Genomic DNA, 24,761 nt, shown 5'->3' on the forward strand with positions numbered 1-24,761 from the left:
AGTATGCATGGAAGTGACTCGGGGCACAAGATAGGGGGCTCGGGTCGCGGCGGCCTAGCGCCCCGCGAACACCGGCTTCTCCTTGGCCAGGAACGCGTCGACCGCAGCCTTGTGATCGACCGTCTGTCCTAGATGCTTCTGCGCCGCCGATTCCCGATCAAGCGCGTCGAGCAGCCCCGACGCCGATGCACGGACCAGAGACTTGACCTGGCGATACGCCTCGGTCGGCCCAGCGGCCAGCTTCCTGGCGAGCGACTCGGCGACAGCGAGAACCTCGTCGTCGGGCACGACCCGATGGACCAGGCCCCATTCCAGCGCCTGTTCTGCGGTCACCTTGTCGCCGAGCAGCATCAGCCCAACGGCCCGGCTGCTGCCCAGCGCCTCGACCAGCGCATAACTCAGGCCCGAGTCACTGGCCAGCCCGATGCCGGTGAACGCCGTCGCGAACGACGACGTGGTCCCTGCGACGCGAATGTCTCCGGCCAGGGCGATTCCGAGGCCCGCGCCGACGCACGCTCCCGGCACAGCAACGACGACCGGTACCGAAAGCTTCTGTATCGACCGGATCAGCGGGTTGTAGTGCACTGCCACGGTGTCCATCGCGGTGGCAGGATCCGCCTCGAGCGCACCGACGTGCTCGCCGAGATCCTGGCCGACGCAGAAGTTCTTGCCCTCGGCGGTGATGAGAACGGCTCGTACGTCATCGTGGGCTGCTCCGTCGACGGCTTCCTGGAACGCCACCTTGGTCGCGATGTCCAGCGCGGAGCGTTGCAGGGTGATGATCGCCAGTCCATCGGCGATGTTCAGTCGTACGGTCATGCGTTCGTCCAATCGTAGAATCCCATGCCGGACTTTCGGCCGATCTCGCCGCGCGCGACCTTGTCGCGGAGCAGTTGTGGTGGGGCGAAGCGATCGCCGAGCGTGGAGGCGAGTTGTTCGGCGATAGCCAGGCGTACGTCGAGCCCGACCAGGTCGGTCGATCGGAGTGGTCCCATCGGATGCTTGTAACCGAGTTCCATTGCCCGGTCGATGGATTCGGCGTCGGCGACGCCTTCCTCCAGCATGCGTATCGCTTCCAGTCCGAGACAGACGCCGAGCCGGCTCGTCGCGAAGCCGGGGGAGTCGTTGACGAGGACCTCGGTCTTGCCCATCAGCGAGACCCAGTTTCGAACCTGCTCGACGACGGCCGGTGAGGTCGCAGGTGCCCGCACGATCTCCACGAGGGTCGACACCGGAACGGGGTTGAAGAAGTGCATCCCGATGAAGCGCGACGGATCCTGCAGTGCCGCTCCGAGTTCGGCGATAGAGATGGAGCTCGTGTTCGAGGCGATCACGGTCGAATCGGACACGGCCTTGTCGATCAGCGCCAGCACCTCGACCTTGAGCGACGGAATCTCCGGAACCGCCTCTACGACGAGGGCGAGATCGGCCGGGAGCTCGGCGGGCCCGGCGACGGTTGTCACCCGAGCCAGGATGTCTGCCGGGCTCTCGGTCAGCTTTCCGCGTTCGTGCGCACGGTCCAATCCCGTCGACACCCGGCCGAGGGCAGCTTCCTGATCGGCGGCCTCGGCGACGACGACGGTCGAGCCGAGGGCCGCGAACACCTGGGCGATGCCAGCACCCATTCGGCCTCCGCCGACGACACCGACTTTGGACGGAATGCCTGTCGATTCTTCTGGAAATGTCACGGTTTCTCCAGGAATGCCGTCATGCGGCGTTGTTTGTCCTCGGTCTCGAACAGCACGGCCTGGGCGATGTCGTCGGCCCAGGGATGGGAACCCGGTGCGTCGAGAATGGTCTTGGTCAGTTTCAACGCCAGCGGTGACTGCCTGACCATGCGGTCCGCCAGTGCGTGCGCCGAGTTCAGCGGGTCGTCGACGACGTCCATGACCAGGCCCGACCGGAGTGCGGCATCGGCGTCGAGCATGCGGCCGCCGAGTAGAACCTGTTTGGCGACGGACACGCCGACGAGTGTCGGGAGTCGGTAGCTTGCACCTGCCGCTGCCATGATCCCGAGACCTGGTTCGGGGTTTCCGAACATCGCTGTGGACGAGGCGATTCTGATGTCGCACGCATAGGACAGTTCGGCTCCGCCGCCGAGCGCATATCCGCGGATCGCTGCGATCGTCGGCAGGGGAAGGGAGGCGACTCGGTCGAACAGGTTGCGGTTGATGCCGCGTAGGGCGTCGTCGCGCGTGCGCGCCCGAAGCTCGTTGATGTCGGCGCCGCCTGCGAAATGCTCGCCCTGCCCGCTGATCACGAGAACTCGAGGATGCTCCTCGACGAGTCCGCACACCTCGTGTAGCTCGCCGATCATCTCCGCGTCGATGGCATTGCGCTGTTTTTCTCGCGCGAGGGTGACGACCACGCGATCGGGGCGCTCCTCCACGACGAGGGTGTTCACGGCGCCTCGCCTGTCATCGGGACTACTCCGCGCACTGTTCGCTCCTTTGTCGGGTCATTGTCCATTAATAACCGAACATTCGGTCGTTGCGCAAGGGTGGGCAGTGTCGGTGCTGTGAAATCGTCCGACGCCTGCCAAGATGATGCTCATGACAACGGCACGCGCCCCGCGCAGAACCGGGCTCCCAGGGCGTCCGGGGTACGACCTGGATTCGTTGCTCGCCGTCGCGGTGAAGGTCTTCAACGATAAGGGTTACGACGGCACGTCGATGGAGGTCCTCGCCGGTCGCCTCGGCATCACGAAGTCGTCGATCTATCACCACGTATCGGGGAAGGCTGAGCTTCTCGAACTTGCGTTGTCGCGTGCACTGAACGCGCTGTTCGCCGTCACCACCGAGGAACGGGCTACCGACGGGCGCTATATCGACCGTCTCGAGTACCTGGTCAGGCGCAGCGTCGAGATCCTGGTTGCCGAGCTGCCCTACGTCACGCTGTTGTTGCGCGTACGCGGAAACACCGAGGTCGAGCGGCGGGCACTGGCCAGAAGACGGGAGTTCGACGCCTTCGTGTCCGGGCTCGTCGTCTCCGCAGCCGATGAGGGCGACCTGCGCGCCGATATCGATCCAGCGTTGGTCTCGAGGCTGCTGTTCGGCACCGTCAACTCACTCATCGAGTGGTACAAGCCGCGTACGGGCGGGTCGGCGGACGCGCTGGCCGACGCCGTCGTTGCCCTCACGTTCGACGGTCTGCGCAAGGCCTGAGCCGAGATCACCGAGCCGCGCAGGCGCGCCACATCGACGTCATCTCGGACCCGGACGCGAGGCCGAACTTCTCCGTGACCACGAAATCGAACTGCTCGTAGAACGCGATGTTGTCCGGGGAGGTGCAGACGAGGTACGCGTCGACTCCGTCGCGGTCGCATCGGGCGAGCTGGTCCGTCATCAAGGCTGCCGCGAATCCGTGCCCGCGCCGAGCCGTCGAACTGCCGAGGTTGGCCAGATACCAGTGCGGACGCGTCGGATGATGAGCATCGAGTGTCGATCTCACGCCGAGTGCGGCGCTCGTCCGCCCGCGAAGTATCGGGAGCAGAGACGGTAGTGCTCTCAGAGTTCGGGTGATCGACGGCTGAGAGCCGGGCGGGTCCCACACTGCAGCCGCTGCGATGTCACCCGCGTCGGTGACGGCGTACCGAACTCCGCCGCCGGCCACGTGAAAATGCCGCAACGACGCGTCGAAGTATCCAGTCAGCGCGGAATACCGTCGACCACGAGCGGGCCAGATGGTTGCCATCAGTGGGTCGTCGCTGAACGCGTCGGCCAGAACGGATGCGCATCGGCCGCTGTCGGAGGCGTCCGCGGACAGGATTCTGCTGGTCACTTTCCCCCTTCGTCGCGTCATTCCGAACGGTTTGATCCAGTTAGTGTGGATCGGGTGAATTCAAGACCAGTACGGGTGCAGGCGCAAGATGACCCCGTACCGCGGTGGATGTTGGTCGAAACCGTGTATCGAGGCCGTGCGTCGCTCGTCTCTCTCGGTGGCCGATCGAGGGACATGTCTTCGCTGTCTCGGGCGATCAAAGCGGTGGTGGGAGGTAGATCCTCGGCGCAGGTCTGGGCGGAGGTCGCGCGGTCTCTCGAGCACGTCCGCGCCGGTGGCCAGAGTCGGGACACGACTGTTCCTACGGGTGCGCGACGGACTCGCATCATCCTTCACCCCGTCGTCGGTCGAAACGCCCAGGTGCACGGGGTGCACCTGTGGGTCGGCGACGCGGAGGCGATCCCTCCCGGCTACCCGATGCACGACGCGCTTGCTGTGACGTTCGAGGCAGAGCGTCGTTCGTTCGTCGTCGATCCGCAACTCTTGCAGCGCGTGGTAGGCGATCCGAATATCGGCGGGCGCTCCAGCTTCACCTCGCCCGAAGTGTTCCGCTACGTCGATGTGGACGACGCCATGGGCGCCATCGGCGCTCTGCTTTCTCCTGCGCCCGAGGCCGGGCTCACGTGGAGCGGCCTGGCCACTGCCCCAGCCCTCGCGAGGAGTCCTCGGCTGCACCTTGTGTTCACCGCCACCGGAGACCAGTCGAACTGGCTCGGATTGGTGCATGCAGTGGAATCGGACTCCGTCGCTACCCCTCGGTTGGAATCGGCGGCATTCACGGCGCTCGGCGAGGTGTCGCCGCAGGTAGCGCTTGTGTTGATGGATCTCACTCACAACCGGCTCATCAGATGGCTCACCGATCCGGTGCCCTCGATTCAGTGGAAGGGCATCGTCGACGACCGGGACACTCCACACCCGGATGATGTGGAGCGGATCCTCGCGGCAGCATCGAGATTGTTCGAGGGGACGCACACGAGCGGCTCGGTCGACGGCATCCGACTCCGGCGTATCGGTGGTGGTTGGGCGGTGGTCGACGCTCGCGCCGCGTTGATGCCGAGGGAGAAGGGCGGGCCCGGGCTCATGCTGGTTCAGCTGGTGGTCGTAGGAACCAGCGACGATCCGGACCCCGTCCCTGCCGACGACAGTGGCCATCCGAGTCTGCTGAACTGAATCCCTTCTTGACAATGCACCCGGGTACGGGCGATGGTAATTACCGACCGAACGTACGGTGAGATGGAGATGCTGTGAGCAGACTGCTGGAAAGCTACGCACAAGGACGATGGTTCGCTGCGAGCGACGAGGGAGCCCCGTTGCTCAGCGCGCTCGACGGCACGGAGGTCGCCCGAATCTCCTCCACCGGGCTCGATGTCGCCGGCATGATCGAGTACGCCCGCAGTGTCGGCGGCCCAGCCCTTGCTGCACTGACCTTCCATGAACGCGCAGCCCTGCTGAAGCAGCTGGGTCTGACGCTGATGGCGGGCAAAGACGAGTTCTACGAAGTCTCGACGCTGACCGGCGCGACGACGCGCGACTCGGGCGTCGACATCGACGGAGGCTTCGGCACCGTGCTGAGCTACGCCAGCAAAGCGCGTCGGGAACTGCCGAACGACACCGTGTACCTCGACGGCGACATCGAGCAGCTCGGCAAGAAGGGAACGTTCCTCGGCCAGCACATCTACACTTCACGACAAGGTGTTGCGGTACAGATCAACGCATTCAACTTCCCCGTGTGGGGATTTCTGGAGAAGCTGGCGCCCGCGTTCATCGCCGGTGTGCCGTCGATCGTGAAGCCGGCGAGCCAGAGCGCCTACCTCACCGAGCTGGTGTTCCGACGCATCATCGAAAGTGGAATCCTGCCCGAAGGATCGGTCCAGCTGCTGTGCGGAAGTGCGAGGGGCATCATCGATCACCTCGGTGGCCAGGATTCCGTCGCGTTCACCGGATCCGCCGACACCGCAGCGGTTCTCCGTGCTCACCCGAACGTCGTCGGTGAGGGCGTCCACTTCACGGCCGAAGCGGACTCGCTCAATGCGTCGATCCTCGGTTCCGATGTTGCACGAAGTGATCCGGAATTCGACCTGTTCGTCAAGGGCGTGTTCACCGAGATGACCGTCAAGGCGGGGCAGAAGTGCACGGCCATCCGCCGAGTCCTGGTTCCGCAGTCGATGGTCGACCCGGTTGTCGAGGCATTGTCGGCTCGTCTCGGGAAGGTTGTTGTCGGTGATCCCCGCACCGAGGGCGTCACGATGGGAGCGCTCGCCAGCATCGATCAGCGCGACGAGGTCCTGAAGTCCGTTCGCGGACTGACCAAGTCCGCCTCGGTGGTCTTCGGCGATCCGGAGACGGTCGACCCGCGCCCCGGTGCGTTCATGGCCCCTGTTCTGCTGAAAGCAGGAGACGCGTCGGCTCCTGAGCCGCACGAGATCGAAGCGTTCGGCCCGGTGTCGACGGTGATCGGCTACGAGCGCACGTCCGATCTGCTCGACCTCGTTGCGCGCGGCAAAGGTTCGCTCGTTGCGTCGCTGGTGACCAAGGATTCGGCGATCGCTCGCGAGGTGGTTCTGGGTTCGGCTCCCTACCACGGCCGAATTCTGGTGCTGAACAGCGAGGACGCCAAGGAATCGACCGGTCACGGATCCCCGTTGCCGGTGCTCGTTCACGGCGGACCCGGCCGTGCGGGTGGCGGTGAAGAGCTCGGCGGCATGCGCGGAGTGCTGCACCACATGCAGCGCACAGCAATTCAAGGCACGCCTGATGTGCTCACTGCAGTGGGCAACAAATGGGTGACCGGATCGGCGCGCATCACCGGCGACGTACATCCCTTCCGAAAGGACCTCGGCGAACTCGCGCTCGGGGACACCATCGTCGGTGGACCCCGTCAGGTAACCCGTGCGGACATCGACCACTTCGCCGAGTTCACCGGCGACACGTTCTATGCACACACCGATCCCGAAGCGGCAGCGGCCAATCCGCTGTTCGGCGGCATCGTTGCTCACGGCTACCTCGTGGTGTCGCTTGCTGCCGGTCTGTTCGTCGATCCCGCGCCGGGCCCGGTTCTCGCGAACTTCGGCGTCGACAACCTGAGGTTCCTGACGCCGGTCAAAGCCGAGGATTCGCTCACGGTGACCTTGACGGCCAAGCTGATCACACCCCGTCAGAGCGCAGACTACGGCGAAGTGCGTTGGGATGCCGTGGTCGTCAACCAAGAGGGTGATCCGGTTGCCACGTACGACGTGCTGACCCTCGTCGCGAAGCCCGAGGCTGTGTCATGAGCATTCGAGTGGCCGTCTGCTACGGAGCGCCCGAGGACCCGGTTGCATTCGATCGTCACTACGCCGATGTGCACGTGCCATTGGCTCGTGCAGTTCCCGGATTGGTCGACTTCACCTGGGGCACGCTGGACTCGCTCGACGATGCACCACCGCCGTACTACGCGATTGCCAGCCTGTTCTTCGCGGACGAGGCATCGCTGAAGGCCGGATTGGCGTCGACCGAGATGAAGGCCGCAGGCAAAGACCTGCGCAACTTCGCGACCGGTGGCGCCGTCATGTTCACCCAGAACGAGCGATCGGTGTTGCAGCCGTGAACGATTCGACGATTGCCCGCGAGATGTTCGAGGTCGACGCCGCGTCACGCAAACTCGGGATCGAATTGATCGAGCTGTCACCGGGCCACGCGAGAATGTCGATGGTCGTCACGGAGGACATGGTCAACGGTTATGCCATCACGCACGGCGGATACGTCTTCCTGTTGGCGGACACGACGTTCGCGATGGCGTGCAATTCTCACGACGACTCGGCCGTCGCGGCACGGTGCGACATCCGCTATCTCCGTCCGACGAAGGCCGGTGACGTGTTGGTCGCGGACGCCGTCGAGCGTGCGCGGTTCGGCCGGAACGGCCTGTACGACGTGTCGGTGACGTGTCGAGGCGAGCTGATCGCAGAGTTTCGAGGCGACAGTCGCACCGTAGCGCGGTAGCGACACAAGGCGTGGAAGTACTGTGAATCGGTGAGCACTGCGGATCTCTCGGCGTTGGCGGACGCAACCGCCACCGCGGTGGGCGGCGCAGTGTCGGTGATGGATCCACAGGGCTTCGTCATCGCGTACTCGTCCGTTCCGGGCCAGCCGATCGACGACGTGCGCCGCGACGGGATTCTCGGCAAGCAGGTCCCGGCCGAGTACATGGTGCATCACCTCGACCCAGACTTTCGGCGTAGCTCGAAAGTCTGGGTGGTCGACGTTCCCGGAGTGCTACCGCGACTGGCGGTGGCCGTGTCGGCCGATGCCGAGTATCTCGGCTCCATTTGGAGTATCGCTACCGGTGTTTCCCTACGTCCACCTGATTCCGGCGCAGTGGCGGCAATGACTCGCGCGGCTGCAGCTGCGGTGCCGCTGCTCTTGACCCGGCGTCATCCGGCCGGTGCCGACAATCCACGGGTGCGTGCGCTACTGACCGATCCCGATACCGTCACCCCGGCCGGCAGTCGCTATACCGTGCTGGCCGCGAGAATCGATTCTGTGCAACCGGACGCCCTCCTGGTGCAGCTGGCGGATCTGTTGGAGCTCACGTTCGGCAATGCACTGGATTCGGGCTGTGTCATCGAGGATCGCACTGTCTTGTTGGTGCTGGCGGCGGAGGACGAACGCGGTTTCCGCGACGCCGCGGAGGAGGTTCGACGAAAGGCGGAGGCGGCGTTCGGCGTGCCAGTGACCTTTGCGATCGGCGGCCCCGAGGCCCGGCCCACAGTGGCACGCAGGCAGGCACACTGGGTGCTCGACGCGATCGGCGACGGCGCGATGACGACGACCTTCGAGCAGACTCGCGTGCCGGTCACTCTCCGTAGAGCGGGTGATGCACTCTCGGACCTACCGTTGGCGATACCTGCCGTCGAGAAAATGCTCGCTTGCGACGCCGCCGAAGGTACCGAGTACGCCGCGACGGTGCTGGCGCTGTTGACGCACGAATCGAATGTTTCTGCCGCGTCGGCATCGTTGTATCTGCACGCCAACACCTTTCGTTACCGATTGCGGCGGGTCAAAGACCTGTTCGGTCTCGATCTGGACGACGCGGACACTCGATTACTGGTGTGGATGTCGCTACGGCTCACGACCGGGCGGTGAGAACTTTTCCAGGATTGAGTAGATAGTGCGGGTCGAGTAGTTCCTTGATGCCGCGCTGCAGTTCCGCTGCGACCGAATCGAGCTCGGTTTCGAGGAGATCCCGTTTGAGCAGTCCGACTCCGTGCTCACCGGTGATAGTGCCGCCGAGCGAGAGTGCGAAGGCTGCGATCTCGTCGAATGCTCGGTGTGCCTTGGCCAACGATGACGGGTCGAGGGGGTCGACGATGACCGTGGGATGAATGTTGCCGTCACCCGCGTGGCCGACGACGCCGATGACGGTACCGATGCGCTCGGCAATGTGTCCTACTTCGTCGATCATCGCGGCTAGCTGCGAAATAGGTACGGACACATCGTCGACCAAAGGCGAACCCAGACGCTCGAGCGCGGGGTACGCCAAGCGACGGGCCTGAACGAGTTGCTCCGACTCGATCTCGTCGTCGGCGACAGCAACATCCGTCGCACCAGATTCGGTGCACAGCGCGGCGATGAGTTCCAGCTCTTGCACCGCGCCTGCGCCGACATCGGATTGGGCGATCAGTACGGCTGCGGCGTCGGTACCGAAGTCCATACGCGCGTACGCGTCGATCGCGGCGATGGTGGTGCGGTCCAACAGCTCGAACACGCTCGGCGTGATACCCGCAGCACGGATGCGTGCCACCGCCTCTCCCGCAGCGACGGTGGACGGAAAGGTCGCGGCCATCGTGAGCGGGGTGGCGGCCGGGAAGTCGAGGCCGAGTGTGGCCTCGGTGATGATGCCGAGCGTGCCCTCTGATCCGACGAACAGGTCTGCCAGGGAGAGTCCGGCCACGCCTTTGACTGTGCGTCGACCGACGAAGGTGGCCCGGCCGTCGGCGAGCACGACGCGCAGACCACGGACGAATCGCGCAGTGACGCCGTACTTCACGCAGCACAGACCCCCTGCATTGGTGGCGATGTTGCCACCGATGGTCGACGCCTCCCAGCTGGACGGGTCGGGCAGATACGTCAAGCCCTGCTGTAGTGCAGCCTCCTTGAGTTCCTTGTTGGTGACCCCGGGTTGCACGACTGCGACGCGATCGACGACGTCGAGTTCGATGATCTTGTTCATGCGCCGGGTGTTGAGGGCAATGGCTCCGACGCTGGCATTCGCTGCCCCGGCCAGGCCGGTCAACGCTCCTTGTGGGACGACGGGAATGCGGTGCGCCGATGCGATATTCATGATGGCCTGAACATCGGATTCCGTGGTCGGCAGTACCGCCGCCAGTGGCAGGGCAGATTCACAGAGAGCTGCCGAGTCGTGTCGGTAGCTCTCGAGGATATCCGGGTCGGTTACCACCGCATCGGTGCCGAGCGCACGCATCAGTTCGTCGATGATCGCAGTATCGAGTTCGGGGATTGCCGGCACAGCCATGAGTTCGAGTATGGCTTCCGTCACTGCCCCTGTCTGCGTCGTTTCGGACGAATCCTGGTGCTTCGATCGGTAGATTTCGACGAACTTGTAGGTCGCCACGCTCGTCATGGCCTGCGACACCTTGACAAACCATCGTGTCGACAGTCACGGTGATTACCGACCGAATGGACGGTGAGTTATATCTGCTTTTCGGTCGCCGAGATTGGTCGTGATCGAACCCTATTACCCTGCCTCACGGCACTCCGAATCGCCGCTCCTGTATCCGAGCGCCGGAGCCAGAACGAAACGAGACAAGTCGATGTCAACACAGGTCGAGACGCCCACTGGGGTGTCACGTGAGCATCGCCGCGCCGCGATGGCCAGCATGGTCGGAACCACTGTCGAGTGGTACGACTTCTTCATCTACGCGCAGGCAGCGTCGCTGATCTTCGCCCAGTTGTTCTTCGCACCCATGGGGTCGTCCGGGCAGCTCGTCGCCTACGTCACCATCGGCATCAGCTTCGTCTTCCGCCCCCTCGGGGCCATCGTCGCCGGCTACTTCGGTGACAAGATCGGACGCAAGAAGGTACTCATCGCGACCCTCACGCTGATGGGTGCTGCCACCGTGGGTATGGGGCTGCTCCCCACGTACGCGACCATCGGAATCTGGGCCCCGATCATCCTGATCGTGTTGCGTATCCTCCAGGGATTCTCCACCGGCGGTGAATGGGGCGGCGCGGCATTGATGGCTGTCGAACACGCGCCGAAGGGCAAGCGTGGAATCTACGGCGCTGCAACCCAGATGGGTGTCCCGCTCGGCATGCTCATCGCGGTGGGAACTCTGGCGCTGTGCACCGGTCTGCTCAGCGAAGAGCAGTTCGAGGCCTGGGGCTGGCGCATTCCGTTCCTGATCAGCTTCGTGCTCATCCTCGTCGGCTTCTACATCCGACGTCGCGTCGAGGAGACTCCAGTGTTCAAAGAGCTGTCTCAGCGCAAGGAACGCAATCACACACCTGTCCGCTCGCTGTGGCGCACCAACAAGAAGCAGGTCATGCTCGCTGCGCTGTCGTTCATCGGCACCAACGGAAACGGCTACATCATCGTCGGCGGCTTCATCGTCGCCTACTCGACGCGTGAACACGGGCTGGCTCGCGTGGACGTGTTGGTGGCAAGCTTGTTCGCGGCCATCGTCTGGGGAGTGTTCACTCTCCTCGGCGCGCATCTGTCCGATCGCTACGCCCGAACCATCATCATGAACCTCGGAAACGCGGCAATGGTGTTGTGCGCCATCCCATTCTTCCTGCTCGTCGACACCGGTGAGCTGCATTGGATCTACCTGGCCCTCGGACTGTTTGCCGTCGGGCTCGGGCTGTCGTATGGACCTCAGCCGGCTCTGTACGCCGAGATGTTCCCCGCTGCCGTCCGGTTCAGCGGCGCATCCATCGGCTACGCCATCGGCACCGTGCTCGGTGGAGCGTTCGTCCCGACCATCTCCGAGGCGCTGTTCAAGGGAACCGGTACCTCGATGTCGATCTCGATCTACCTGATGATCCTCGCGGCCATCTCCTTCGTGGCGACCTCGCGCATCAAGAACCGCCGAGACGAGGATTTGAACGTCTGACGCATTTTGTGTCGAAAGCCCCGGAACCATAATGGTTTCGGGGCTTTCGTCTCTAAGCGGATAGGTACGAGAGGCGACCAGCCGACTGCTGTAGGGCCGGTCAGGGGCCATCCAGACTGGGTTCTTCCGCCTCCATCAATTCGACGTCCTCGGGCGACAGAATCTCGTTCGGATCGTATTCCTTGGTCAGTTGGCTGGTTTCGGCCGAGTTCGGCTCGGCACCAAGGACGATCTGCAGGCCCCGCGTCAAAGGTTCGGTCAACTCGGACGGTCCGATGGTCTCGGCGAAGGCCGCGCCGACCGCGTCTGCGGCAAGAATTTCACCGCGGACCGACGAGGACAGGTCGATATCGTGCCCGGCGACGTCGGATGACGTCGTGCACGACTGAAAGTAGATGGGGACTATCGATTGTGCAGCTTCCCACTGGCTCTCCAGGCCAGCATCAACGGCGGCGGCACGCAGTTGGGCACGTATCGCCGCTGCATCCGATACCCGCATCGGCGGTGCATCGCGAACCGACTCGACGTATTGTTCGTACCCGTCGCCGGCGAACTCTTCGACCACCTCGATGACGGATGACCAACTCGGTCCGAGCATTTGATTCAGACTCTGCTCAGTGACCTCGAACGTCGAGATATGTCGCGCGTCAGCGGCGTAGTACTCCGCGGTGTCGCGAATGGGATCCAAGCCGTTTTCCGGGCTGGGAGCCGCTACCCATAGGGCTTCGGCAATGGACGCGTCACCGGGGACAGTGCTTGCACGGTCTGCGGCCTGACTGGACGTAAGCTGCCCATCGACAGCAAGGTCAGGCCCCGGCACGATGCCGTTGACCAGCAGAAGCTCCCCCGCAGTCCGGGAGAGCTCCGTCAACCGACGAGCCGGGTCGACGTTCTCGTCCGCGGGACTATCAGGTGCGCAGGTGTTCCCGCGGAGATACGGATCGGCAACGGCTTCTGCTGGGGGTTGTTCGTCTGCAGTGTGGCCATCTCCGCATGCACCCAGTGCGGCCAAAACCACGACTCCACAAGCGAGCGAAACGAGCCTGGAGCGACGAAAGACCATCAGCGAAGCATATGGCCAACAAATACCCAGCGCGTACCGATCCATACCTAGCAAGCAGCGGGCTGAGTGTCTAGTCGTAGATGATGTCGGCTCCCGTTCGCCTCAGTTCTTCCAGGCCTGCCCGGAACTGGTCGAGGTACTCGGTGGAGTGCCCGATCCAGTCGAGCATTTCTCCGACTATCTTCACCGGGTTCGGGCTCCGGAAGGAGTGAGTCGGGTTGCCGGGGAACTTCTTGTCGGTGACGTTAGGGTCGTCTTCGACATCGCCGTTCGGCTCGACGATGTACACCCGGGGCCGGCCCTGTCCGGTCGCCATCTCTGCTGCGAGAACCGCGTTGTCCAACACTCTTGTCATGTAGATGTTGTTCGAGATGAGCTCGGAACGGTAGTTGGATCGATACCCCGGTCTGAGGAAGTCCCCGACTTGCAGGTCGGCTTTGGTGCCGTGGAAGTACGCGCCCGATTCGTGTAGCTGGAACTGCGGTGGTGTGTCTGCGATGTCTGCCATCGATAGCCCCCTCGTGTGCTGATGTGCCGGACGAGTGTGCACGCCGTAGGGGGTCTTGCGGCAAGCCCCTATCACGCAGTTACAGTGAAGAGGGATAGAAGAACAGTCCGGGGTGGGCGCCGCCGACCCCGGCGCGCGTCAGCACTATCTCGACTGTTAAACGTGGGCACTGAAACATTCTGCAGCCCAATAGATGCCGTCCCTGGTGTCTGGATTTCTTGGGACCTCCGACGAGAGCGAAGTACGCGGGAGCTGGTCGTCCTGGCATTCTATGTTCTGCCTGTCGCAATGGTCGATGCGTACCCGTTCGAGAAGATCGAGAGCATGTAGGCAGCTGACCAGTCGCTCGAGCTCGAGTTATCCGTGCGTATGCAACGGCCGTCCCGACAGCGCCATCATCGCCTCACCGAGTGCCTCGTTCTGCGTGGGGTGAGCGTGCACGAAGCTGCCGACCTCCGACGGCAAAGCCTCCCAGGCCACCGCGAGTTGCGCCTCGCCGATCAACTCACCCACACGATCACCGACGAGGTGGACGCCGACTACCGGGCCGTCCTCGCGTGCGCGAATCACCTTGACTCCGCCTGCGGTGGAGAGTATCCGACTCTTGCCATTGCCACCGAGGTCGTAGACCACGGACGTGATGGTGCCGTACTTCTCCTCCGCTGCCTTCTCTGTGAGTCCCACGGACGCGACCTCGGGGTGTGAGTACGTGACTCGTGGAACGAGATCACCGTCGATCCTGGCTGGCTTCAGCCCCGCGATGTGTTCCGCGACGAACATGCCGTGCTGAAAACCTCGGTGCGCCAACTGATAGCCCGCCACGATGTCGCCGACGGCATATACGCCTTCCGCGCTGGTGAGCAGATTCTCGTCCACAGTGACGAAGCCGCGCTCGGTGGCGATGCCCTGCTCGGCCAGACCCAGACCGTCGGTGCGGGGTCCACGGCCGACGGACACCAGGACGAGGTCGGCAGTGAAGGTGTCTCCGGATGACAATGCCACCGCGACGTCGTCGGGAGATTCGGTGACGGTCTCGACTTTGGTTCCGGTACGAATATCGATGCCGCGCTTACGCAATGCCTTGGTGAGCTGTTTCGAAGACCATTCGTCTTCACCTGGAACAATGCGATCGAGTGCCTCGACGACGGTGACCTTGGCGCCGAACGACGCCCAGATGCTGGCGAATTCGATGCCGATGACACCACCGCCGAGGATGACGACCGACTCCGGCACCCGATCCAGCGACAACGCGTCGTCACTGGTGAGCACCCGCGGCCCCAGTTCGATTCCCGGAACGGTGCGCGAATACGACCCGGTGGCGAGAACCAGTGATGACCCGGTGATACGTCGACCCTCCACTTCGACGGTGCGCGGACCGACCACCTGGCCACGGCCGGAAACGATCTCGATGCCCGGACGTTTCAGCAAGCCCTGCAGTCCGGCGTACAGACCAGCGACCACGCTGCGCTGATAGTCCAGAGCCGCAGGCATATCCACACCCGTCAACGATGCCGTGACGCCGACATGCGCCGAGCCGCGCACCGCGTCGGCCACCTCGGCGGTGTGCAGCAGCGCCTTGGTCGGTATGCACCCGCGGTGCAGGCACGTTCCGCCGAGTTTGTCCTCCTCAATCATTGCTACCGACAAGCCGAGCTGTTCGGCCCGCAGAGCACAGGAGTAACCGCCCGAACCGCCTCCGAGAATGACAATGTCGACATCGCTCATCGGACGCCGCCCAGCGCGAGAACGGGGTTTTCGATGTAGTCGGCAACGGTGCGAAGGAATCCGCCCGCCACTCCGCCGTCGCACACGCGGTGATCGAAGGCGAGCGCGAGCTGGGCGACTTTCCGAACCACGAGTTCGCCGTCGACGACCCAGGGGCGGTCGATGATGCGTCCGATACCCAGGATCGCAGCCTCGGGGTGATTGATGATCGCAGCGGAACCGTCGACCCCGAACACGCCGTAGTTGTTGAGGGTAAAGGTGCCACCGGTCAGTCTCGCCGGCGGAAGTGAGCCGGTGCGTGCGAGATCCGTCATTTCAGTGAGCCGTTCAGCGAGTTCGCGCAGATCGGCCTTGTCGGCCTGGGGGATGACAGGAACCATCAGACCGCGGTCTGTCTGTGCGGCGATGCCGAGGTGAATGTCCTCGTACCGGAGGATTTCGCCCGCGGCGGTGTCCACCGTGCTGTTGAGCTCCGGGAACTTGGCCAACGCGATCATAGTCAGTTTCGCCAGCACCGACAGCAGGGAGATCTTGACGCCGTCGATCGACGCATCGAGGTCACGGCGTGCCTGGAGGAGTGCGGTGGCGTCGACATCGACCCACACGGTGGCCTCCGGGATCTCGGCCCGGCTCCGAGTCAGCTTGTCGGCGATGACCTTACGAATGCCGGTGATGGGAATGCGGGTGATTCCGGTATCCGTGTCCACGGAGGTGGCGAGTGCGCGCTCGACGTCGGCTCGGGTGATGATGCCGTGTGTGCCTGCGGTCTCGATGTGGTCCAGCGAGAGCCCGCCGTCCAGCGCCAGCTTGCGGACTATGGGTGAGAGGACTTTTGCCGCGGTGGTCTGGGCCTCCGGCCCAGTGGCACGGTTAAGTGCACTCTGGGACGCATTGCCGTGCCACTGCGGCGGAGCCGCCTCGGGTGCCTGCGGCGGAGCCGCCTCGGGTGCGTGCGCGCGGCGCCGACGCCTTCCGGCGGGCCCGTGGCCGGTTCCGTAGCCAATCAGTACATTTCCAGAGCCGGCGCGTTCCTCTTCGCGGTACTGCTCGTGCGCTGACGGGGTGCTTGCGACACCAGCGACACTGATCAGCGGTTTCCCGACCGGCACCACATCCCCCTCGGCGCCGTGCAACGCGGAGACGACGCCTTCGAACGGGCAAGGAACCTCGACCGATGCCTTGGCTGTCTCTACCTCGACGACGACCTGGTCGATCGTGACGGTATCGCCCGCCTTGACCTTCCATTCGAGGACGACGGCGTCGGTAAGGCCCTCGCCGAGGTCGGGAAGCATGAAGACCTGCTCGGTCATACCGATACCGCCTTGCTGAGGTCGGGGGTGTCGTTCCACTGCAGGCGCTCGATGGCGTCGAGGACTCGATCGGCAGACGGAAGGTGGAAGTGTTCGAGTTTCGGTGCGGGATAGGGGATGTCCAACCCGCCGACCCGTAGAACCGGTGCATGCAGATGATGGAAGCACCGCTCCTGCACCCGTGCTGCGATCTCGGCACCCACTCCGCCGAAACTTTGGGCTTCCTGAACCACGACGCACCGGCCGGTCTTGCGCACCGATGCGGCGACGGCGGCGTCGTCGAACGGACTGAGCGATCGAAGGTCGACGACCTCGACGTACCGTCCGTCCTCGGCCGCGAACTCCGCTGCCTGCAACGCAACCGAGACGGTAGGTCCGTAGGCGAGGATCGTCACATCGGTGCCGGGGCGACGGACGACAGCGGTACCGATCGGCTCGGTGCGCGCCAATTCGACATCGTCCTTGGAGAAGTACAACCGCTTCGGTTCGAGGAAGATCACCGGATCGGGATCTGCGATGGCGTCCCGCATCAGCGAGTACGCGTCCGCGACGGTCGACGGAGATACGACCTTCAGTCCGGGAGTGTGTGCGTAGTACGCCTCGGACGAGTCGCAGTGATGCTCGACGCCACCGATTCCACCCGCGAACGGAATTCGGATCACCATCGGAGCCGTCAACGACCCACGGGTGCGGTTCCGCAACTTGGCTACGTGCGAGACGATCTGCTCGAAGGCCGGGTACGCGAAGGCGTCGAACTGCATCTCGACGACCGGCTTGTACCCCGACATCGCCATTCCGATCGCAAAACCAACTATGCCGGACTCGGCGAGCGGGGTGTCGAAGCATCGGTCGTCGCCGAAATCGCGCGTCAACCCGTCGGTGACGCGAAAGACGCCGCCGAGTGTTCCGACATCCTCGCCGAACACGACGACCTTCTCGTCCTCGGTCAAGGCGTCGCGCAGTGCGGCGTTGAGCGCTCCCGCCATGGTCATCGAGGTCATGACAGTTCTCCTGCTGCGATTTCGGCGGCAACCTGAGTCCGTTGGTCGATCAAGTTGGGGGTGGGGGTGGAGTAGACGAACCGGAAGAGATCCTCGGGATCGACTTGTTGCTCGACGTTCATTCCGGCACGAAGCGCCGCCGCGTCGGCATCGGCAGAGGTGGTCATCTGCTCGCGGAGGTCGTCGGTGAGAACGCCCCTGGCGTCGAGGTAGGAATCGAGGCGAGAGAGCGGATCGCGGGCAAGCCATCCTTCGACCTCGTCGGCCTTGCGGTATCTGGTGGCGTCATCGGCGTTGGTATGTGCGTCCATGCGGTAGGTGTGTGCTTCGACTACCACCGGACCTCGTCCCGCGCGAACGTAACTCACGGCCTCGTCCATGACGGACATCATCGCGATCGGATCGTTTCCGTCCACCTGTTCGCTGCCGATTCCGTAACCGACGCCCTTGTGTGCCAGAGACGGCGCGGCGCTCTGCCGAGCCAGCGGAACGCTGATCGCAAACCCGTTGTTCTGCACCAGAAATATCACTGGAGCACGGAAGACCGCAGCAAAGTTGAGGGCTTCGTGGAAGTCACCCTCACTCGTTGCGCCGTCGCCGCAGAAGGCCAGTGCGATGGTGTCGCGCCCCTGCTTTGCTTCGGCGTATGCGAATCCGGTGGCGTGCAGCAGTTGCGTTGCGAGCGGGGTGCATTGAGGTGCAACGTGATACTGCTTCGGGTCGTACCCGCAGTGCCAGTAGCCGGCGAGCATTCCGAGCAGTTCGACCTGGTTCACACCTCGTGCCGCGAGGGCCATCGAGTCGCGGTAGGTCGGGAACATCCAATCCTGCTCGCCCAGGCACAGCGCGGCCGCGATCTGGCACGCCTCCTGTCCGCGCGCAGACGGGTAGACCGCCAGCCTTCCCTGCTTGGTCAGCGCGGTTGCCTGCTGATCGAATCGGCGGCCGTGCACCATAGCGCGGTACATCTCGAGCAATCGATCATCTGACGCGCGTGCGTATCGTGCCGCGCTCTCGACGCCGGTGCCGTCGGGCGCCAGATACTGCACCGGGTGCTCGGCAGGCATGAACCGCTGGTACGACGCGGCCGCGTTCGTCTCGACAGTCGTCATAGAACACTCTCCTGGTATCGACTTTGTACAGCGATTCTGGCGCAGTTGGAGATCGATGAGTCGATGCGTCGTAGCATTGCAGACGTATGGTCGAAATTGGGTCGGCACTGATGACAATCGTCCGGTGCAATGCCGGAATGAGCGGGTGGGAGCGGACGTATGGACGACGTGGCAAAACGAGTTGAACTCGACGACGTGGATCGCCGAATTCTCGACGAGTTGTCGAGCGATGGACGGGTCTCGATGCGAGTGCTGGCCGAACGGCTCAATCTCTCTCGCGCGCATACGTATACGAGGGTGGACCGCCTGAAGGATTCGGGAGTAATCGAACGCTTCACGGTGCAGGTCGATCACGCGGTGGCGGGGCTCGGTACGTCGGCCTTCATCGCCATGTCCATCAGGCAGGATTCGTGGCGTTCGGTGTCGGACCGCTTGCGGTCGATGCTGTTCGTGGATCACTTCAGCTTGCTCGGCGGAGATTTCGACGTGCTCGTCCTGGTGCGCACCCCGGACAATGAAACCCTGCGGCATGTGGTCCTCGAAGGACTCCAGGCACTGGACGGGGTGCGCTCGACTCGAACGTGGTTGATCTTCGACGAGGCGCGGGGCGGGTTGAGCGAACCGATACCTCAGGCCGGCCGGTAGTCGGGTCGGTAGTGTCGTCGACTGCGCAGTTTCTAGCGATTGCGGAGTGCTCTGCCTATGAAGGGAAGCAACTTATGACGGATGATCGGATGACCGTAGGACCGCTCTGGGCGCTCGAGGGAGGACGCCCGACGGTCGACCCGGAGGCCTGGGTTGCACCTACCGCGACGGTAGTGGGTCGCGTGAGCGTCGAGGCGTCGTCAGGAATCTGGTACGGCGCTGTACTGCGTGCCGAGTTCGAGGACATCACGATCGGCGAGGGCAGCAATCTTCAGGACGGCGTGGCCGCGCACGTCGACCCAGGGTTCCCGTTGACGGTCGGGAAGAACGTGAGCGTCGGGCACAACGCGGTGCTGCACGGGTGCACGATCGGCGACGGCAGCCTCGTCGGCATGGGCGCGATCGTCATGAACGGCGCGGTCATCGGCGAAGGCAGCTTGGTCGCAGCTGGTGCTCTCGTTCTCGAAGGCACGCAAGTTCCGCCGCGATCTCTGGTTGCGGGTGTGCCGGCCAAGATTCGTCGTGAACTCACCGAGGAGGAGGTCGGGCACAACGGGCTCAACGCTGCGGTGTATCGAGAATTGCTGAAGCAGCACCGATCGGCAAGACCTGTGTAGTGGGGGCGCTCCGCGCCCAGTGGCACGGTTGAGTGCACCCCGATGTGCTTGACCACGCCACTGCGGCGGAGCCGCAGGAGGCCAGGAGCCCCGGATCCCTACACGTTCAGGCGAGAATGATGCCGCGAGTACGTGAAGTACAAGACCGTCGTCAGGGCCAGCCAGATCGCGAACAGCAGCCAGGTCTGCCAGTGCAGCGTCGAGATCAGGTACAAACACGCGAGGATCGACAGAACTGGCAACACGGGGTACAGCGGCACTCGGAACCCGCGCTCCAGATTGGGTTCACGTCGACGCAGAATGATGACGCCCGCAGACACGACCGTGAACGCGACGAGCGTCCCCATGCTCACCAGATCGGCGAGGAAGTCGAGCGGTAACAGCCCCGCCATCAGCGAGACCACGATGGCCACGATGATGGTATTGGGGATGGGGCTCAACGTTTTCGGGCTCACGTCGGAGAAGATCTCCGGGATCATGCCGTCCCGACTCATCGCGAACAGCACCCGGGTCTGACCGTAGAGCGTGACGAGCGTGACCGAGAAGATCGACACGACGGCTCCCGCGGACAGGATGATCGATGGCCAGTCCGTACCGGTGACGTTCTGCAGGATCTCCGACAGGCCGGCTTCTTGGCCTTCGAATTCGGTGTACTTCTGTGCGCCGATGGCCGCGAACGTGACGACCAGGTAGATGACCGTGACGACGATCAGCGCGGTGATGAGCGCGATCGGCAGCGTTCTTTTCGGATTCTCGACCTCCTCGCCCGCCGTCGACACGGCGTCGAGTCCGATGAAAGTGAAGAAGATCATGCCCGACGCGGCCCCGATGCCCGCAACTCCGAAGGGCGCGAACGGCTCGAGGTTGGAGATGTCGAAGCCGAAGAATGCAATGACGGCGAACATTGCAAGGACGCCTATCTTGGTGACCACCATGATCGCGTTGACGCGAGCGGATTCGCTGGTGCCGCGAATGAGCAGTAGCGCACACAGGGCGACCAGAACGATTGCCGGAACGTTGATCCCGAATCCGAGGCCGTCACCGGGGGCGTGGCTCAGCACGTCTGGAATCTGAAAGCCGAACAGGCGGTTCAACAAATCGTTCAGGTACTGACTCCACAACACCGACACTGCAGCCGTGGACACGCCGTACTCTAGAATGAGACACGCACCGACCAGCAGCGCGACGAACTCACCGAGAATCGTGTACGCGTAGGTGTACGTCGACCCCGACGCTGGGATGCTCGACGCCAATTCCGCGTAGCAGAGGGCCGTGAGTCCCGCCGTGATCGCGGCGAGAATGAACGAGAAGATCACCGCCGGACCCGCCAGCGGCACCGCGTTGCTGAAGATGAAGAAGATACCGGTGCCGACGGTCGACCCGACGCCGATGCACGTCAGTTGGAACGTGTTCATGCTCCGCTTGAGTTGCGTACCACCGTGGTCGGATTCGAGGGCAGCGATGTCGCCGATCGGCTTGCGCCGCAGCAGTGTACTCATTGATCCTCCGTAGTGGTGCCGGCATGCAGTGAACTGCCGCGGGGTACGACGAGCATCGGCACGCGAGCGTACCGAATGATTTTCGACGCCGAGGAGCCGAGGAAGACCCGGGCCAACGGCCCGAGGCGGGACGAACCGACGACGAGGAGGTCGGTGTCGGTGAAGGCGGCGGCATCGACCGCTGCCTCCCAGCCGTTTCCGGCGACCGTTGCAGTCTCTACGACCAGGCCGGGTCGAGACGATTCGAGAGCGGCTCGCGCCTGCCCGAGAAGAGTGTCGGCCTGTTCCTTCCAGCGCGCGCTCACCACGTCCTCGGCGCCGTACCCGCCGAGGGGAGGGAAAGTGGTGGAGGCGCGGGGTGCGAACGCGATGAGTCGCAACGGGAGTGACCAGGCATCGGCAAGAGTCGACGCCGTCCGCAGCGCGTCCTCCGATTGAGCCGTTCCCACGTAGGCGCAGCTGATGCGATCGAGGGCCTTCACCGATTCGCGGGTGCCGATCGGTGCGAGCGCCAACGGCACGGCGCAGGAATGCAGCAGTGAATCGGTCGTGCTGCCCGGCGCGAATCGTCCCGGTGTGCCTGCGGTGGAACCCAGTACGACGATGTCCGCGTGGTACTGCTTGGCTGCCTCGTTCAGTCCGGCGCTTTCGGCTGTGTTGCTGGTATAGAACGCAGCGGGGTCGGCGGGCGTGAGCCCCAACTCGCCGATCGCGCTCTCCGCAGCCTTCACCGCGGCGACGCCCCGCTCGGCGAGCCAGCGCTGGTATTCGGCATCGACCCTGGCCATCGACGGGAACGGCCACGACTGCGGGAGGACCGTGCAGGTCTGGACCGCGACGTCCCCCGAGGCCGCAAGCCTCGCGGCGAGCGCAAGTGCGTCGCGTCCCGAGTCGTCGGGAACCCACCCGACCATCGCACTGATACTGATCCCCATATACGCCTTTCGTGGGACGAGCAGCAAGATCAGCTCAGTATGGGACCGAGGCTGCTCTCGCGCAGCGGAAGTGCCAGTGCGTGCGCGGGAGGTGTCGCTACCTGTTCAGCGTTCGGGCCGTAGAAGGCCGGTCAGAATGTGTGCTTGCTCGAGCAACAGGGTGCCGAGTTCGTGGTGGCGTTCCGGCCGGAAGCGCGTCTCGACGCCGGTCAAGCTCAACGCCCATGCGGGCTTGCCGGTGCGATCGAACACCGCCGCGCCGATTCCCCAGCTGCCCTCGACGAGCAACGCAGGATTGACGGCGTACCCGGTTACGCGGGTCGCGTCGACACGTCGCCTCAACGCCTCCGACGAATGTTCCGGTCCCCACTCGGACTGAAGGTCGGTTCTCTTCACATAGTCGACGACCTCGCGGTCGGGAAGGTGCGCCAGTATCACCATCCCCGCCGACGCCACACCGAGCGGAAACCTGATGCCCTCGTACAGGACATGAGAGCGCAGCGGGAAGCTTCCGTCTTCGCGGAGTAGACAGACTGTCTCGTCGCCGCGGCGTGCGGACAGAAATGCGCTCTCACCGCTGACCGCGGCAAGCGTGTGTACGACGCGCCGCGCCTGGTCGGTGATGTCGTAGCGGCCCGCGGCGGCCGATCCGAGCAGGTACATCTCCGGCCCGAGCGTCCACCTGCCGGTTGCGGTATCTCGGTCGAGAAACCCCTCGTCCGCGAGGGATGTCAGCAGTCGGTGCGCCGTCGGGCGAGCCAGCATGGTGGCGCGGGCCAACTCGGTGGTGGATCCGCCGTCGGGCTCGGCCGCACCGACAGCACGCAGAAGCGCCGCCGTGCGGGCGATGACGTTCGGCGCGACATTCGAGGGCACATCCCGACTCTAGCAAGCGTCCGCCCAGTGAACGCATATAGTCCGATGGTTCGCCACGCGACCACTTCCGGCTTGATTCTCGTTATCCCCTTCCTGCAATCCACAGTTCAGCGTCTACTGAGTGCAGTGATGCAGCGCGTTCGCTGTGTGGACAGAGAAGGAGGCTTCAGTGGCAGGGAAGGTGTACGAGTCAGCGGCATCCGCCGTGGCGGACATCGGTGACGGCTCGAGTGTGGCGGTCGGAGGGTTCGGGCTCTGCGGGATTCCTGTCGCCTTGATCCAGGCGATCGGGGAGACCTACGCGTCGGATCTCGAGGTGTTCTCCAACAACTGCGGTGTCGACGACCACGGCCTGGGAATTCTGCTTGCGCTGGGTCGAATTCGACGCGTGACCGCGTCGTATGTGGGAGAGAACAAGGAGTTCGCACGGCAGTACCTGGCGGGTGAACTCGAGGTCGAACTGACCCCGCAGGGCACGCTGGCCGAGCGTATGCGCGCCGGCGGCACCGGGATTCCAGCGTTCTTCACCCCTGCCGGCGTGGGAAGCCCCATCGCTGACGGGGGAATGCCGTGGCGGTACAACACCGACGGCAGTATCGCGATCTCGTCACCGCCCAAGGAGACTCGCGTCTTCGGTGCCAAGCGCTACGTGCTCGAGGAAGCGATCAACGCCGACTACGCGCTGGTCCACGCCGAGATCGGCGACACCGAGGGCAATCTTGTGTTCGACAAGACTGCAATGAACTTCAATCCGCTCGCTGCGATGGCAGGCAAGATCACGATCGCCCAGGTCGAGCGCCTTGTCGAGCCCGGCCAGATCGACCCGGGTGCAGTGCATCTGCCGGGCGTCTTCGTTCAGCGCATCGTGAACACCGGACCCCAGGACAGGCGCATCGAAAAGCGCACGGTCAGTGTAGGAGGACAAGCATGACCACAGCGGTAGCAGGCTGGACCCGTGAGCAGATGGCCGAGCGGACCGCGGCCGAGATGATCGACGGTGAATACGTCAATCTCGGAATCGGTTTGCCCACATTGATTCCCGGATATCTGACGTCCGAAGTCCGAGTCGTACTGCATTCGGAGAACGGCATCCTCGGAACGGGCCCGTACCCGACCGAGGAGAACATCGACGCGAACCTCATCAATGCAGGCAAGGAAACCGTCACCGTCAACTCCGGTGCGGCATTCTTCGACTCGTCGTTGTCGTTCGGCATGATTCGCGGCGGCCACATCGACACGGCAGTACTCGGCGGGATGCAGGTATCGCGTGCCGGCGATCTGGCGAACTGGATGGTTCCGGGCAAGATGGTCAAGGGGATGGGCGGTGCGATGGACCTTGTTCACGGCGCACGCCGGGTCATCGTGGTCATGGAACATACCGACCGTGAGGGCAACCCGAAGATTCTCGACGCGTGCACGCTGCCGCTGACGGGTCAGGGCGTCGTGAACCGAATCGTCACCAACCTTGCTGTCATCGACGTCGTGGGCGACGGAACACTGGCGTTGGCCGAGCTCGCGCCAGGTGTAACCAGGGAACAGGTCGAGGCAGCGACGGGCGTTCCCCTGGCCTGACAGGTCT

The 24,761-nt window shown here is 63.9% G+C and carries 25 protein-coding genes; 11 read left to right on the forward strand and 14 right to left on the reverse strand.

Going from position 1 to position 24,761, the window contains the following annotated elements:
* Positions 1–54 precede the first annotated feature (54 nt).
* From ACODSO_RS03755 to ACODSO_RS03765, 3 genes are read right to left on the reverse strand one after another with little or no spacing between them, the layout of a single operon-like run.
* Positions 55–819 (reverse strand): enoyl-CoA hydratase-related protein, encoded by a 765-nt coding sequence (locus ACODSO_RS03755; RefSeq protein WP_489035139.1) that lies wholly within the window; start codon positions 817–819, stop codon positions 55–57.
* Positions 816–1,688 (reverse strand): 3-hydroxyacyl-CoA dehydrogenase family protein, encoded by an 873-nt coding sequence (locus tag ACODSO_RS03760; RefSeq protein WP_489035140.1) that lies wholly within the window; start codon positions 1,686–1,688, stop codon positions 816–818. The genes ACODSO_RS03755 and ACODSO_RS03760 overlap by 4 nt, the downstream gene beginning before the upstream one ends.
* On the reverse strand, positions 1,685–2,404 hold the full coding sequence (locus ACODSO_RS03765; RefSeq protein ID WP_489035142.1) for an enoyl-CoA hydratase/isomerase family protein: 720 nt from the start codon (positions 2,402–2,404) through the stop codon (positions 1,685–1,687). Before ACODSO_RS03765 ends, ACODSO_RS03760 begins: the two co-directional genes overlap by 4 nt.
* A gap of 148 nt (positions 2,405–2,552) precedes the next feature.
* Here ACODSO_RS03765 and ACODSO_RS03770 point away from each other — a divergent pair, with 148 nt between their 5' ends.
* Positions 2,553–3,164, forward strand: a complete 612-nt coding sequence (locus ACODSO_RS03770; RefSeq protein ID WP_489035143.1) for a TetR/AcrR family transcriptional regulator — start codon at positions 2,553–2,555, stop codon at positions 3,162–3,164.
* Positions 3,165–3,171: 7 nt separating this feature from the next.
* On the opposite strand, the gene ACODSO_RS03775 is transcribed toward ACODSO_RS03770, so the two are convergent.
* Positions 3,172–3,780 (reverse strand): GNAT family N-acetyltransferase, encoded by a 609-nt coding sequence (locus ACODSO_RS03775; protein ID WP_489035144.1) that lies wholly within the window; start codon positions 3,778–3,780, stop codon positions 3,172–3,174.
* Between the two features lie 54 nt (positions 3,781–3,834).
* Between ACODSO_RS03775 and ACODSO_RS03780 the strand changes: the two genes are divergently transcribed.
* The 5 genes from ACODSO_RS03780 (at position 3,835) to ACODSO_RS03800 (ending at position 8,901) form a co-directional block, all read left to right on the forward strand.
* On the forward strand, positions 3,835–4,950 hold the full coding sequence (locus ACODSO_RS03780) for a GAF domain-containing protein (RefSeq protein WP_489035145.1): 1,116 nt from the start codon (positions 3,835–3,837) through the stop codon (positions 4,948–4,950).
* Between the two features lie 74 nt (positions 4,951–5,024).
* Entirely contained in the window at positions 5,025–7,052 is a 2,028-nt protein-coding gene (gene paaZ / locus ACODSO_RS03785; protein WP_489035147.1) for a phenylacetic acid degradation bifunctional protein PaaZ, read from the forward strand.
* Positions 7,049–7,366 carry an EthD family reductase gene (locus tag ACODSO_RS03790; protein ID WP_489035149.1) on the forward strand — a complete coding sequence of 106 codons (318 nt, stop codon included), beginning with the start codon at positions 7,049–7,051 and terminating at the stop codon, positions 7,364–7,366. The genes paaZ and ACODSO_RS03790 overlap by 4 nt, the downstream gene beginning before the upstream one ends.
* A 23-nt stretch (positions 7,367–7,389) precedes the next feature.
* On the forward strand, positions 7,390–7,758 hold the full coding sequence (paaI, locus tag ACODSO_RS03795; protein ID WP_489035430.1) for a hydroxyphenylacetyl-CoA thioesterase PaaI: 369 nt from the start codon (positions 7,390–7,392) through the stop codon (positions 7,756–7,758).
* Between the two features lie 30 nt (positions 7,759–7,788).
* On the forward strand, positions 7,789–8,901 hold the full coding sequence (locus tag ACODSO_RS03800; protein WP_489035151.1) for a PucR family transcriptional regulator: 1,113 nt from the start codon (positions 7,789–7,791) through the stop codon (positions 8,899–8,901).
* On the opposite strand, the gene ACODSO_RS03805 is transcribed toward ACODSO_RS03800, so the two are convergent.
* Positions 8,885–10,291: an FAD-binding oxidoreductase gene (locus tag ACODSO_RS03805; RefSeq protein WP_489035432.1), complete on the reverse strand. Its 1,407-nt coding sequence runs from the start codon at positions 10,289–10,291 to the stop codon at positions 8,885–8,887. The genes ACODSO_RS03800 and ACODSO_RS03805 overlap by 17 nt on opposite strands.
* A 298-nt stretch (positions 10,292–10,589) precedes the next feature.
* Between ACODSO_RS03805 and ACODSO_RS03810 the strand changes: the two genes are divergently transcribed.
* Positions 10,590–11,891 (forward strand): MFS transporter, encoded by a 1,302-nt coding sequence (locus ACODSO_RS03810; RefSeq protein ID WP_489035152.1) that lies wholly within the window; start codon positions 10,590–10,592, stop codon positions 11,889–11,891.
* 100 nt (positions 11,892–11,991) lie between these two features.
* Here ACODSO_RS03810 and ACODSO_RS03815 read toward each other — a convergent pair whose 3' ends face one another.
* The 6 genes from ACODSO_RS03815 to pdhA form a co-directional block, all read right to left on the reverse strand.
* Positions 11,992–12,954, reverse strand: a complete 963-nt coding sequence (locus tag ACODSO_RS03815; RefSeq protein ID WP_489035154.1) for a hypothetical protein — start codon at positions 12,952–12,954, stop codon at positions 11,992–11,994.
* A gap of 70 nt (positions 12,955–13,024) precedes the next feature.
* Positions 13,025–13,462 carry an NAD(+)--rifampin ADP-ribosyltransferase gene (arr, locus tag ACODSO_RS03820; RefSeq protein WP_489035156.1) on the reverse strand — a complete coding sequence of 146 codons (438 nt, stop codon included), beginning with the start codon at positions 13,460–13,462 and terminating at the stop codon, positions 13,025–13,027.
* Positions 13,463–13,819: 357 nt separating this feature from the next.
* Complete coding sequence (lpdA, locus tag ACODSO_RS03825) at positions 13,820–15,187, reverse strand: dihydrolipoyl dehydrogenase (protein WP_489035157.1); 1,368 nt, start codon at positions 15,185–15,187, stop codon at positions 13,820–13,822.
* Positions 15,184–16,497 carry a dihydrolipoamide acetyltransferase family protein gene (locus ACODSO_RS03830; RefSeq protein WP_489035159.1) on the reverse strand — a complete coding sequence of 438 codons (1,314 nt, stop codon included), beginning with the start codon at positions 16,495–16,497 and terminating at the stop codon, positions 15,184–15,186. The genes lpdA and ACODSO_RS03830 overlap by 4 nt, the downstream gene beginning before the upstream one ends.
* A complete protein-coding gene (locus tag ACODSO_RS03835) occupies positions 16,494–17,498 on the reverse strand; it encodes an alpha-ketoacid dehydrogenase subunit beta (RefSeq protein ID WP_489035161.1) in 1,005 nt (334 codons plus the stop codon). Before ACODSO_RS03835 ends, ACODSO_RS03830 begins: the two co-directional genes overlap by 4 nt.
* The gene (pdhA, locus tag ACODSO_RS03840) at positions 17,495–18,610 is read right to left on the reverse strand and encodes a pyruvate dehydrogenase (acetyl-transferring) E1 component subunit alpha (RefSeq protein ID WP_489035163.1); all 1,116 of its coding nucleotides are present in this window, start codon (positions 18,608–18,610) and stop codon (positions 17,495–17,497) included. The genes ACODSO_RS03835 and pdhA overlap by 4 nt, the downstream gene beginning before the upstream one ends.
* A gap of 159 nt (positions 18,611–18,769) precedes the next feature.
* Here pdhA and ACODSO_RS03845 point away from each other — a divergent pair, with 159 nt between their 5' ends.
* A complete protein-coding gene (locus ACODSO_RS03845) occupies positions 18,770–19,255 on the forward strand; it encodes an Lrp/AsnC family transcriptional regulator (RefSeq protein WP_489035165.1) in 486 nt (161 codons plus the stop codon).
* 89 nt (positions 19,256–19,344) lie between these two features.
* Positions 19,345–19,872: a gamma carbonic anhydrase family protein gene (locus ACODSO_RS03850; RefSeq protein ID WP_489035167.1), complete on the forward strand. Its 528-nt coding sequence runs from the start codon at positions 19,345–19,347 to the stop codon at positions 19,870–19,872.
* 98 nt (positions 19,873–19,970) lie between these two features.
* Here the strand turns inward: ACODSO_RS03850 and ACODSO_RS03855 are convergent, their stop codons facing one another.
* From ACODSO_RS03855 to ACODSO_RS03865, 3 genes are all read right to left on the reverse strand, one after another.
* Complete coding sequence (locus tag ACODSO_RS03855) at positions 19,971–21,371, reverse strand: amino acid permease (protein WP_489035168.1); 1,401 nt, start codon at positions 21,369–21,371, stop codon at positions 19,971–19,973.
* Positions 21,368–22,306 (reverse strand): universal stress protein, encoded by a 939-nt coding sequence (locus ACODSO_RS03860; protein ID WP_489035170.1) that lies wholly within the window; start codon positions 22,304–22,306, stop codon positions 21,368–21,370. The genes ACODSO_RS03855 and ACODSO_RS03860 overlap by 4 nt, the downstream gene beginning before the upstream one ends.
* A 105-nt stretch (positions 22,307–22,411) precedes the next feature.
* Positions 22,412–23,182, reverse strand: coding sequence for an IclR family transcriptional regulator (locus tag ACODSO_RS03865; RefSeq protein ID WP_489035172.1), 771 nt, complete (start codon positions 23,180–23,182; stop codon positions 22,412–22,414).
* A gap of 169 nt (positions 23,183–23,351) precedes the next feature.
* On the opposite strand from ACODSO_RS03865, the gene ACODSO_RS03870 reads away from it, so the two are divergent.
* Both ACODSO_RS03870 and ACODSO_RS03875 read left to right on the forward strand, forming a co-directional pair.
* Positions 23,352–24,113: a CoA transferase subunit A gene (locus ACODSO_RS03870; RefSeq protein ID WP_489035174.1), complete on the forward strand. Its 762-nt coding sequence runs from the start codon at positions 23,352–23,354 to the stop codon at positions 24,111–24,113.
* On the forward strand, positions 24,110–24,754 hold the full coding sequence (locus tag ACODSO_RS03875) for a 3-oxoacid CoA-transferase subunit B (RefSeq protein WP_489035175.1): 645 nt from the start codon (positions 24,110–24,112) through the stop codon (positions 24,752–24,754). Before ACODSO_RS03870 ends, ACODSO_RS03875 begins: the two co-directional genes overlap by 4 nt.
* Positions 24,755–24,761 lie beyond the last annotated feature (7 nt).

It is taken from the genome of Rhodococcus sp. FG69 (assembly GCF_057808915.1).